An 11,069-nucleotide genomic window follows, 5' to 3' on the forward strand; every position below is an offset into this window, starting at 1 on the left:
GGGGCGGCCGGCCACCAGCCACATTCGTGTAAGCGGGTGTAGCATCCAGCGCCAAAAGAGGAGAAGGCGCAATGCGACGTTGGATGGTTGGTTTTCTGCTGGCCGTAGTGGTGGGCGGCCTGGTCGGGTGTTCGGCCTCCGGACCGCGGCATTCTGAAATGGAGCAAAGCCTCCCCTCGCTGGGCGAGAACGAGGGGCGAATCTATTTCTATCGCAACTCGATCCTCGGCGCGGCGATCCAGCCCGAGGTCTCCCTCAACGGGCAGGTCGTCGGCAAGTCGCAGCCCAGCAGCTTCTTCTTCGTCGACCGGCCGGCCGGCTCTTACCGGGCCACTGCCCGCACCGAGGCCGAAGGCAGCATCGACATCGCGCTGCGTCCCCGGCAGACGGCCTATATCGAGATGAGCATCAGCATGGGCTTGCTGGTCGGCCGCCCGGCGTTCGGGCGGGTGGCAGAACCGGAAGGCCGCAAGGCGTTGCCATCGCTGGCCTTTGGCGGAAAGTTGCCGCTACCAGACAAAACGGCCCGCGCGGCAAATGCACTGCCCACCGCTGCGGCGGAACCTGCAGCCCCTGCGGCGGCGACGGCAACGCCGGCCGCAAGTGCGTCGCCCGTCCCTGCCGCGGCCCCCGGCACGGCGGCGCCTGAAGCCACGCCTTTTGCCAAGACTTCGATCAACGATCTGCGGCTGCTATTGCAGGGCAACCGATGAAACACCTGCTCCTGCCATTCACACTGGCCCTCGCCACCGCGCTGACCATCCCCGCCGTATCCGCGCAAGACGCGCGAAGCAGCCCGGCACTCGCACCCGACGCGCTCTTTACCCGGGCTTCGCCCAACGTGTGGGTGGTGCAAGCCGTCGATGCGCAAGGGAAAGTCCTCGCCTCCGGCAGCGCCGTCGCCACCGGTCCGGGCACTGCCGTCACGAGCTGCCAGTTGCTCGCCAAGGCCAGCGCGGTTTCACTGAAGCGAGACAACGTGAGCTATGGCGCAATCCTGGTGTTTCCGGACGTCGCACGCGACATGTGCCAGCTGCGGATCGCGAACTTCACGGCGCCAACGCTCAGCATCGCACCCGTAAATGCGCTGCAGGTCGGCATGCCGCTCTTTATCGTCGGATCGCCCCGAGGCAAGGAATTGACTCTCGGCATAGGCATGCTTGCCGGCGTGCGGCGCAACGACGCGGGCCAGCTCGAAGCCCTGCAGCTCGCCGCGCAGCCCGAGCCGGGCCTTGGCGGCGCTGGAATCTTCGATGCGCAAGGTCGTCTGGTGGGCCTGGCAGGGGCGACACCTGCCGGCTCGGCTGCTGCGAATCTCGCGATGCCCGCATCCTGGATTGCGGAACTGCCCACGCGCGGGCAGTTGGCCATCGAGCGACTGGCAACGCAGCCCGCAACGACCTCTGCGGCCGGTCCAGAGGGCGGGGCCACGAGCCAGGTTCGCCCGAGCGTTGTCGAATACCAATTACACGACCGTCTCACCAATATCTATCGAAAGGTGCTCTACCGGGCCGATCCCGCCACAGACGACCGCATCAGCTTCAACAATGGCGGGTGGATCGAAAAGCCCGGCGGCCGAGTGCTCAGCGTCACCACGGCCATTGCTGGCGAATTCGATGCGACCATGCCGCCAGGCGGTTGGGCCAGGGAAAACTTCACGGAAGAAGCCGCCTGGAGAACGCGCTATGAATCGACGGTGGGGGGAGCCCGCATCAACATGGACCTGTCGGCCACGGTGATAGAAGACACCACTCTGACAATCGGCGGGAAGGAATACAAGGTCGTGCGCATCGAATACCGCGGCTATACCCAGCGTGCGGGGTCGGTCGCCGGCGATCAGCATGGCCGCTACAGGGCCGAGGTGTGGTTCTCGCGGGAGCTCGGGCGCGTCATTCGCTTTGAGGTGAAAACGCGGGGCGGCACAGGCAGCGGGGCGTTCCAGGTCGACGAAGCCCTCGAACTCGTGAGCCTGCGCTAGGAGCGCCGACCCCAGGTCTGCGCGCTCCTGAACCCTCAATCAGTTGCGATTGGGGTTGTTCGGACGGCGGTCGTGGCGGTTCGGTACGCCGTCGCCGTCACGGTCCCACTGGCCGCGGCGGTATTCCCAGCGGCCGTCGCGTTCGCGCCATTCCGGCGCACGGTAGGCGTAGCCAGGGCGAGCACGCACATACATGCCGCGGACCCACACATGGCGTCCACCTCGCCATTCATAGTGCCCCGGGGCCCACACGTAACCACGGCGCGGCGGCGGCGGGCGCTCGTAGCGCGGCGGCGGAGGCGGCACCTCGACGTAGACGCCGGGCTGCGCATGGGCGGCTGTCGGCACCATGAGCGCGCCTCCCGCGGAGAGCAGCGAAGCGGCACCGATCGAAAGCGTGATTGCTAGTTTTTTCATGGGTTGGCCCTCATGAGTTGTTGGAGCCTTCATGCTGCCGGGGCCATGTGAACCCCCTGTAAGCCCTACACCGGACTTTGTGTAAACGTGTATCGCGAAAAGTAGTGCTTTGGTTAGCGCTTACTCTTGCAATTCGCGAAGATCCACCGCGGCTGCCATGGCGGCATGGCCCGCTTTGTTGGGATGCAGGTGATCGCCGTTGTCATACAGGGGATTGAGCGCCAGGGGATCGGCGGGGCTGCGAAGCACCGCGTCGAAATCGATCACCGCATCGACGTCCTGCCGGCTGCGGATCCAGCGGTTGACCTCCGCGCGCATGGCCTCGGAAGCTTCGCTCCAATAGGGCGTGTTCTTGAACGGCGGCACGGTGCCGATCAGCACCTTCACCCCCTTGGCGCGCGCCTGCTTGATCAGCTGCTGCAAGCCTTCGGTGATGCGCTGCGCCGTCGGCACTTCGTGCTCCGGCGTGGGCAGCCGCGCCATGCCGACCAGCACGCTGCGGCCGATATCGTTGGTGCCCAGCAGCACGACGACATGCGTCACGCCCGTCTGCCCGAGCGCATCGCGCGCAAAGCGGGACAGGCCGCTGGGGCCGATGCCGTCGGTCAGCAGGCGGTTGCCGCCAATGCCCGTATTGATGACGGAGACCGGCTGCGTCGCCAAAGGGCTGTTGCGCAAACGCGTGGCAAGCAGATCCGGATACGCGCCCTCGCCCGCCTCGCCGCCGCCGGCGGTGATGGAGTCTCCGAAAGCGACCACCACGCGCACCGGCTGCGTGGTCATGACATCGAGGCCGGTCACGATGTGATTGAGCGGCAGCGGCGCGGCCCCTTGTAATTTGGGCGTGCCGACTGCATTGCCGCCCACCACCCAGCTCGTGTCGGACACCTGTGTGTGAACGGTCGCGTAAGGCACCGTCCGATCGAAGAAGGCGCTCACCGCAACGGCCTGTCCGGCTTCGACTTTCAAGTCGGCACCGTCGCTCCATGCATCGGCGCCCGGCGCAACCACCACGCTGTCGCGGCCGCCGAAGCGCAGCATGCGCAGCGTCGCCGGCGACACCGCGTCCGCGCCGGTGCTGAGCCCGACGCTCGCGGCCGCGATGCGCAGCGGGGCCTTGCCGAACCTGTTGGAAAAGCGGATGCGGATGCGCTCGCCCCCCAACGCGGTCTCGAATTGCTGGCGCAGCGTCTGCCCGCGGAACAGGTCACCTCCGGGCTTGGGGGCTGCGGCCTTGGCGAGAGGATTCGCCGTCAGCTCACGAAAGTCCACCGGCGCAACGGCCCAGCTGGTCACCCAATGTGCTTCTACCGGCTGCTTCGGCCTTTCATCCGGCTGAACGGCCTGCACGGCCACAGCAGCGGCCAGCAGCAACAGCCCGACCGCAGTCACGCCATGCCGCAAAACACCTTGGCAAAGAACAGAAAGCCAATGCGAACCCAGTTTCATGCGCGCAAAGCGACTCAGTTTACGGAGCCTCCTTGCCCTCTCGTGTGACGAGGTCTAGTGCATCGTTACCAAGTGTCTACATACGGCGAGGCAGCTTCGACCGACCGGCCGGCCGATGCAAGTCCACGCACCAGCCAGGTGCGCGTTTCGGCAGGATCGATCACCGCGTCGATCTCCAGCGTTTGCGCCATGTGAATCGCTTCGCCGTTGGCGTACTGCTGCGCGACGAGCTTCTTGAACAGTGCATCGCGCTCGGCACCTTCGGGCACCGCGGCCAACTCCTTGCGGTAGCCCAGCCGCACCGCGCCTTCGAGCCCCATGGCGCCGAACTCGCCCGTGGGCCATGCCACCGTGAACACCGGGGCGTCGAAGCCGCCGGCCGTCATCGCCTGCGCGCCCAGGCCATAGCCCTTGCGCAGCACCACGGCAAAGAACGGCACGCGCAGGTGTGACGCCACCATGAACATGCGGCACACGTGGCGCACCTGCGCCTGCGCCTCGATCTCCGGCCCGACCATGAAGCCGGGCGTGTCGCACAGCGAGACGATCGGCAGCCCGTGTGCGTTGCACAGCTGCATGAAGCGCGCGGATTTGTCGGCCGCCTCCACGTCGATGGCGCCGCCCAGGTGATGCGGATTGCTGGCCATCAGCCCCACCGGCTTGCCCTCGATGCGCGCCAGCGCGGTAACGATGCCCGCGCCGAAGCCGGCACGCAGCTCGAGCAGCGAGCCGGTGTCGGCCACGCCGCGCATGGCGGCGCGCACGTCGTACACGCGCAGCCGGTTCTCGGGCACCACATGGCGCAGCGCGCGTTGGTCGGCGCAATGCCAGTCGGCCACGGGGCCCTGGAAGTACGAGAGGTATTGCTTGGCCGCAGCCACCGCGGCAGCTTCGTCCTCGACCAGGATGTCGATCACGCCGTTGCGCGACTGCACGCTGCTCGGGCCGATCTGTTCCGGCGCAAAGCTGCCGAGCCCGCCGCCCTCGATCATCGCGGGGCCGCTCATGCCGATGTTGCTTGCCTTGGTGGCAATGATCACGTCGGCGCAACCCAGCAGCGCCGCATTGCCCGCAAAGCAGCGGCCATGCACGATGCCCACCACCGGCACCTTGCCCGACAGCGCCGCAAACTGGCTGAAGGTGTGGTTGTTGAGGCCCGCGACGATCGGCATGTCGGTATCGCCCGGCCGCCCGCCGCCGCCTTCTGCGAACAGCACCACCGGCAGCTTGAGCTGGTGCGCCACCGCCAGCAGCCGGTCTGTCTTGTGATGGTTGCGCATGCCTTGCGTGCCAGCGAGCACTGTGTAGTCGTAGGCCAGCACGGCGCAGCGCGACTTCTCCGGGCCGAACTGCTTCGCGTTGATGCTGCCGAGGCCCGTCACCATGCCGTCGGCCGGCGTGTTGGCGATCAGGTCTTCGAGCGTGCGGCGCCGCGTTTGCGCGGCAATGGCGAGCGCGCCGTATTCGATGAAGTTGCCCGGATCGGATGCAATGTCGCACAGGTCGGCGATGTTCTCGCGCGCGGTGCGCCCGCCCTGCGCATGCCGCTTGGCCACGGCGGCCTCGCGGTTGGCGTCGAGTGTGTAGGCATGCCGGTCGATCACCTTCTGCAGATCGGGGCGAATAGCGTCGAGGTCCTGCCCGGCGTGAGCCTCGGCCTCGACCGCCTGCGCATCGACAGGCTCCAGCCGTACCAGCGACTGGCCTTCGACCAGGTAGTCGCCCGGTTCGGCCAGCAAGGCGATCACCCTGCCCGCAGCGGGCGCATGCAGCAAGTGCTCCATCTTCATGGCTTCGAGCACACCCAGCTGCGCACCCGCGGGCAGCACATCGCCCAGCGCGACTTCGAACTGCACCAGCTTCGCGGGCATGGGCGCCTTGACCGTCAGGCCGTCTTCGTCCTTCGAAGAACTTGCCGGCGCCGTGTTTCCTGCTTCCGATGCGTTCTTTCTCGGGCTCTTCTTCTCGAACGCAACCGCCGAGGCGAGCAGGTCGCCAAGGTGCGCTTCCACGAAGCGGGTGTGCACCGCCTGGCTGGCGAACTCGGGCCGCGCTGCAATGGCGCGCAGCAATGCAAGATTTGTCGCGATGCCGTCGATATGGCATTCGTCCAGCGCGCGAAGCGAGCGGCGTAATGCGTCCGCGAAGTGCGGCGACGGCGAATGCACGATCAGCTTGGCAAGCAGCGTGTCGTAGTACGGCGAGGGCGCAAGGCCTGCATAGCCGTGCGTGTCGATGCGCACACCCGGCCCGGCCGGCAGGTCGAAGCGCGCGAGCGAGCCGCCGGATGGCCGTGCGTTTCCGTGCGCATCGAGCGTTTCTGCGTTGATGCGCCATTGCACCGCGAAGCCGCGCTGCGGCGCGGTGCGGTCCGCATCGATGCCCAGCGCATTCAGCGGCTGGCCCGCGGCCACCGCGATCTGCAGCTGCACCAGGTCGAGCCCGCTCACGGCCTCGGTCACCGTGTGCTCCACCTGCAGCCGGGGGTTGGCTTCGATGAAGACGAAGGGCAGCGTGGCCGATTCGGTATCGACCAGAAACTCGAAGGTGCCCAGGCTGCGGTAGTTCACGGCCTTGGCCATGCGCAGCGCCGCATGCGTGACCTGCGCGCGCAGCGAATCGGGCAACGAAGGGCTGGGTGCAATCTCCACCAGCTTCTGGAAGCGCCGCTGCAAAGTGCACTCGCGCTCACCGAGGCTTGCCACCGCCTGCCCGTCGCCCAGCACCTGCACTTCGATATGGCGTGCATTGCGCATCAGGCGCTCCACATACACGCCCTCCACGCCGAACGCCGCCTTGGCCTCGGACATGCAGCGTGCATGTGCCTCGGCCAATTCTTCGGCATGGAGCACGGCGCGCATGCCGCGCCCGCCGCCGCCTCCGATGGCCTTGATCATCACGCCCGCGCCTTGCGCCTGCTGCTCGGCAAAAAAGGCCTGCGCCTGCGCGAGCGTTACCGCGCCGGTGCTGCCCGGCATCACGGGCACGTCGCATTGCGCGGCGAGCGCACGCGCACGCGCCTTGTCGCCGAACAGCGCCAACTGCTCGGGCGCCGGGCCGATAAAAACCAGCCCGGCGTCTGCGCAGGCCTGCGCGAAGTCGGCGCGCTCGCTCAGAAAGCCGTAGCCGGGGTGCACCCCATCGCAGCCCTGCACTCGTGCAGCTGCGATCAGCGCGCCGATGTCGAGGTACGCCGATGGGCCGGTTGCGTCGAGTGCGACGGCGGCATCGGCCAGCTGCACGTGCAGCGCCGATGCATCGTCGCGCGCATGCACCGCCACGCTGGCAATGCCCAGGTCGCGCAGTGCGCGCACCAGCCTCACCGCAATCTCGCCGCGGTTGGCAATCAGGATCTTGGAGAACAAGAGAGAACCTTTCAGGCTTTGTCTTTCAGCAGGCGCCGAAGCACCTTGCCCGCACCCGTGGTCGGCAACGCATCAATGAAGCTCACGGCGCGCGGCGCTTTGTAGCTCGCCATGTTGTCGCGCGACCAGGCAATGAGCGCGTCGGCATCGAGCGTGGCGCCGGGCTTGCGCACGATGAATGCCTTGACCACTTCGCCCTTTTCCGAGTCGGGCTGCGCGATGACTGCGGCCTGCGCCACCGCGGGGTGCTTGATGAGGATGGTCTCTACTTCTTCGGGGAACACGCTGTAGCCCGAGACCTTGATCATTTCCTTGAAGCGGCCGATGAAGGTGAGATACCCGTCCGCATCGAGCTTGCCCATGTCGCCGGTGTGCACCCATTTGCCGCGCAGCGTGGCGGCGGTAGCCTCGGGCTTGTTCCAGTAGCCCTTGAAGCAGCCGGGGCTGGTCAGCACGATCTCGCCGACCTCGCCTGTGGGAACGTCGGCTTGTGTGTCGGGGTCGACGATGCGGATGGTCACGCCGGGCACCGCAATGCCCTGCGTGCCCCACCGGGGCGCGTGGTGCGGCGTATAGGTGTCGCAGGTGTGGGTTTCGCTGAGGCCGTAGGCGGCCTCGAACGAAACGCAATGGGGCGCATGCGAGCGCCATTGCGCGGCCAGCGGCTCGGTAAAGGTAATGCCGAAGCTGGTAACCGGATTGCGCTTCAGGCTCGAGAGATCGAAGCTCGCGATGTCGGGCACCTGCATGCAGGCCACGTTCATCGGCGCGATGCTGTACCACCAGCTCACCTTGTGCTGCGCAATGGCTTGCAATGCGGCGCGCGGATCGAAGCGATGCAGCAGCACCGATGCGGCGCCGCTGAGCACCGGCACGTTCACGCCCATCAGCATGCCGGCGATGTGATAGAGCGGTGCAATGGAAAGCAGCACGTCGTCGCCAGTCACGCCATTGCAATCGGCAGCAGCACGCGTCTTGAAGAGCGCGTTGCCGTAGGTGAGCATTGCGCCCTTCGGCAAACCGGTGGTGCCCGATGTGTAGGTCATGAGCGCCACGTCGTCCAGGCCGATGCTCACGGGCTGCGGTGCGGCGCCGCTTTGCATCACGGAAAGAAAGTCTTCGCAGCCTTCAGGCACGCTGCGAACGGATCCGCGTTCGGCAAGCAGCTCGGCCGGCAGATCGAGCACGGGATTGGCAGGCAGCAGGTCGGCGTAGTGCACCACGAACACATGTTCGATCGCACTCTCGGGCTGAACCTTGCGCACCACTGGCAGCAGCGGCGCGGCCGCGACGATCACGCGTGCCTTCAGGTCGTTGACCTGGTAGGCCAGCTCGTGCTCCTTGTTGAGCGGGCCGCTGGGGCAGACGATGGCGCCGATCTTCTGGATGCCGAAGTGCGCCACCAGGTACTGCGGGCAGTTGTTGAGAAAGAGCACCACCGGCTCTCCCTTCTTCACGCCGATGGTTTGCAACCGCGCCGCGAAGGCATCGCTCGCAAGGTCGAGTTGCGCCCAGGTCATGGCATGGCCGTACCAGATGCACGCCGCGCTGTCGCCGCGCTCACGCGCATGGGCACGCAGGTATTCGTGCAGCGGTTGCTGTGGACGGGGTGGAAGCTCGCTCAACCCGCGAGCCGTTGCGGTTGTCTCCATGGCGTCACTTTCTCAGGGTTATCGATAGCCGCCTGCGCGGGGCCGGCGCTTGCCAATGAGTGCATGGTGCACCAACAATCCTACCCATGGGTATAACTTCGGCGACACGGCACAAACCCTCTGGCGATGCCGATGCTTCGGCATCCACCACGGCACAGCCGCATCTGCCCCAAGGCACGGGCCGCCAGCGAGCGGCCACGCAGGGCACCGACCTGCAGCGCGAGCGCATCCTGCAGGCGGCGGCGCAGCTTTTTGCGGCGCAGGGCTATGCCAACACCACCATGGCGCAGATCGTTCGCGCGCTCGGCGTGACCAAGCCATTCGTGTACTACTACTTTCGCGACAAGCAGGAGATCTTCGAAACGCTTTCGTGGCGACCTGCGGTCGACTGCTTCACCGCGCTCGACTTTGCGGCCAGCGATCCGCGGCGAGCGAGCGAAAAAGTGATCGAAGGCATCGAGCGGCTGATTCGCGCGACCGTTTCGCACCACCCCTGCGCTTTTTTTGCGTACCGCGAGCCGCAGGTGTACCGGCCCGAATACATCGCCGCTCAGAAAAAGCTCGCGCACCACTTCTACGACTTGCTGTGTCCGCTGCTCGAAGAAGCGCGGCGCGATGGCGACCTGGACTTCACCGAAACCAAGATCACCGCGCTGGCCGCCTGCAGCCTGCCGGGTTTCCTCTACAGCTGGTACCGGCCCGACGGCCGCCTTTCGGCCGACGAAGTGGTCGCCGAACTCACGAAGCTGGCAAGCCGTGTGATCGGCCTTCGCGCCAAAGAAGCGCATTGAAGCGAAAGGCGCGCACGGCGCCCTCCGCGGAAGTTTCTTTTCAAACAACATCGGAGACACACTGACATGAAATCCAGGCACGCCCCCATCGCCCTTGCGGTACTGCTGGCCCTTGCGGGTGCGGCACAGGCGCAGCAGCAGACCTACAAAATCGCGTACATCGATCCGCTCTCGGGCCCGTTCGCAAACGTGGGCGAGCTGATGCTGACGCACACCCAATACGCCATCGAAGAGATCAACGCCAAGGGCGGCGTGCTCGGCGGCACCAAGCTGCAGTTGCTGCAATTCGACAGCAAGCTCTCGGCGCAAGAAAGCCAGAGCGCATTGCAGGCAGCCATCGACCAGGGCGCCAAGGCCATCGTCACGGGCGGCTCGGGCTCGTCGGTGGTGGCGGCGCTCGTCCAGTCGGTCACGCGGTGGAACCAGCGCAATCCAGGCAAGGAGCTGATCGTGCTGAACCATTCGTCGATCGACCCCGAGATGACGGGCAAGACCTGCAGCTTCTGGCACTTTCAGACCGAGGCGAACACGGCGATGAAGATGAAGGCGCTGGCCAACTACATCAAGAAGACGCCCGATGTGAAGAAGGTGTACCTGCTGAACCAGGAATATGCGCATGGCAAGCAATGGGCAAGCTACGGACGGCAGCTGGTAGGCCTTGCGCGGCCCGACGTTCAGTTTGTCGGCGAGACGCTGCATCCGATCGGCCGGGTGAAAGACTTTTCGCCGTATGTCGCGAACATCAAGCAGAGCGGTGCGGACTCGGTGATTACCGGCAACTGGGGGCAAGATATGACGTTGCTGCTCAAGGCCGCGGGAGACGCGGGCTACGACCTGCGCTATTTCAATCACAGCGCGGGTTCGGTGCCGGGAACGGTGCTGGCGGTGTCGCAGGCCAAGCTGGGGCAGCTGACCTGGGTTGCCGAATGGCATCCGGGCCAGGCCGATACGCCGCGCGCGGATGCGCTCGCGAAGGCCTACAAGGCGAAGACGGGCAAGGACTTTCTGGCGCCGCGCATCGACTTCACGCCGCGTCTCCTGGCTGCGGCCATCAACAAGGCGGGCAGCACGGACACAGTGAAAGTGGCGCGGGCGCTTGAAGACCTGAGCTTCGATTCGGTGGTGGGGCCGGTGCGCATGCGCGGCGAGGACCATCAATTGCTGTTGCCTCAGGTGGTCAACACGATTGCCCCGGTGGATGGCAAGAGCGTGAAGGTGGGCTGGGAAGGGACCAACTACGGGTTCCGGACAGACGCTGTGTATACCGGGAACGAATTGGCTCAGGGGACTGACTGCAAGATGGTTCGACCTTAAGTTTGGACTTGGGCCGAAGTCCTTCGGGGCTTGTGCACAGGCCACCGGGTACTCCCCTCCGCGAATGTCCCCCGGGGCTGCGCCCCTCCTCCTTTATTTCGCT

At 66.0% G+C, this 11,069-nt stretch carries 8 protein-coding genes; 4 read left to right on the top strand and 4 right to left on the bottom strand.

Annotated elements, in window-relative coordinates:
- The first annotated feature begins 71 nt into the window (after positions 1 to 71).
- Positions 72 to 713: a DUF2846 domain-containing protein gene (locus V9L20_RS26265; RefSeq protein WP_337298791.1), complete on the top strand. Its 642-nt coding sequence runs from the start codon at positions 72 to 74 to the stop codon at positions 711 to 713.
- Positions 710 to 1,978: a S1 family peptidase gene (locus tag V9L20_RS26270; RefSeq protein ID WP_337298792.1), complete on the top strand. Its 1,269-nt coding sequence runs from the start codon at positions 710 to 712 to the stop codon at positions 1,976 to 1,978. Before V9L20_RS26265 ends, V9L20_RS26270 begins: the two co-directional genes overlap by 4 nt.
- Before the next feature lie 39 nt (positions 1,979 to 2,017).
- On the opposite strand, the gene V9L20_RS26275 is transcribed toward V9L20_RS26270, so the two are convergent.
- From V9L20_RS26275 to V9L20_RS26290, 4 genes are all read right to left on the bottom strand, one after another.
- Positions 2,018 to 2,395 (bottom strand): hypothetical protein, encoded by a 378-nt coding sequence (locus V9L20_RS26275; protein ID WP_258502565.1) that lies wholly within the window; start codon positions 2,393 to 2,395, stop codon positions 2,018 to 2,020.
- A 120-nt stretch (positions 2,396 to 2,515) separates the two neighbouring features.
- Positions 2,516 to 3,691 carry a GDSL-type esterase/lipase family protein gene (locus V9L20_RS26280; RefSeq protein WP_337298793.1) on the bottom strand — a complete coding sequence of 392 codons (1,176 nt, stop codon included), beginning with the start codon at positions 3,689 to 3,691 and terminating at the stop codon, positions 2,516 to 2,518.
- 218 nt (positions 3,692 to 3,909) lie between these two features.
- Positions 3,910 to 7,209 (bottom strand): carboxyl transferase domain-containing protein, encoded by a 3,300-nt coding sequence (locus tag V9L20_RS26285; RefSeq protein ID WP_337298794.1) that lies wholly within the window; start codon positions 7,207 to 7,209, stop codon positions 3,910 to 3,912.
- Positions 7,210 to 7,220: 11 nt separating this feature from the next.
- Positions 7,221 to 8,861: an AMP-binding protein gene (locus V9L20_RS26290; protein WP_337298795.1), complete on the bottom strand. Its 1,641-nt coding sequence runs from the start codon at positions 8,859 to 8,861 to the stop codon at positions 7,221 to 7,223.
- A gap of 86 nt (positions 8,862 to 8,947) precedes the next feature.
- On the opposite strand from V9L20_RS26290, the gene V9L20_RS26295 reads away from it, so the two are divergent.
- Together V9L20_RS26295 and V9L20_RS26300 are read left to right on the top strand one after the other, a co-directional pair.
- Complete coding sequence (locus V9L20_RS26295; protein ID WP_258502569.1) at positions 8,948 to 9,652, top strand: TetR/AcrR family transcriptional regulator; 705 nt, start codon at positions 8,948 to 8,950, stop codon at positions 9,650 to 9,652.
- Positions 9,653 to 9,718: 66 nt separating this feature from the next.
- The gene (locus tag V9L20_RS26300) at positions 9,719 to 10,966 is read left to right on the top strand and encodes a branched-chain amino acid ABC transporter substrate-binding protein (protein ID WP_337298796.1); all 1,248 of its coding nucleotides are present in this window, start codon (positions 9,719 to 9,721) and stop codon (positions 10,964 to 10,966) included.
- The last annotated feature ends 103 nt before the right edge of the window (positions 10,967 to 11,069 follow it).

Source organism: Variovorax sp. CCNWLW225, assembly GCF_037204045.1.
In the GTDB taxonomy this organism is placed as follows: domain Bacteria; phylum Pseudomonadota; class Gammaproteobacteria; order Burkholderiales; family Burkholderiaceae_C; genus Variovorax.

Excerpts from the sequence above, each read along its gene's own strand:
- V9L20_RS26300 (WP_337298796.1), top strand. The coding sequence starts at position 9,719 with ATGAAATCCAGGCACGCCCCCATCGCCCTTGCGGTACTGCTGGCCCTT.
- V9L20_RS26270 (WP_337298792.1), top strand. The coding sequence starts at position 710 with ATGAAACACCTGCTCCTGCCATTCACACTGGCCCTCGCCACCGCGCTG.
- V9L20_RS26290 (WP_337298795.1), bottom strand. The coding sequence starts at position 8,861 with ATGGAGACAACCGCAACGGCTCGCGGGTTGAGCGAGCTTCCACCCCGT.
- V9L20_RS26275 (WP_258502565.1), bottom strand. The coding sequence starts at position 2,395 with ATGAAAAAACTAGCAATCACGCTTTCGATCGGTGCCGCTTCGCTGCTC.
- V9L20_RS26265 (WP_337298791.1), top strand. The coding sequence starts at position 72 with ATGCGACGTTGGATGGTTGGTTTTCTGCTGGCCGTAGTGGTGGGCGGC.
- V9L20_RS26295 (WP_258502569.1), top strand. The coding sequence starts at position 8,948 with ATGGGTATAACTTCGGCGACACGGCACAAACCCTCTGGCGATGCCGAT.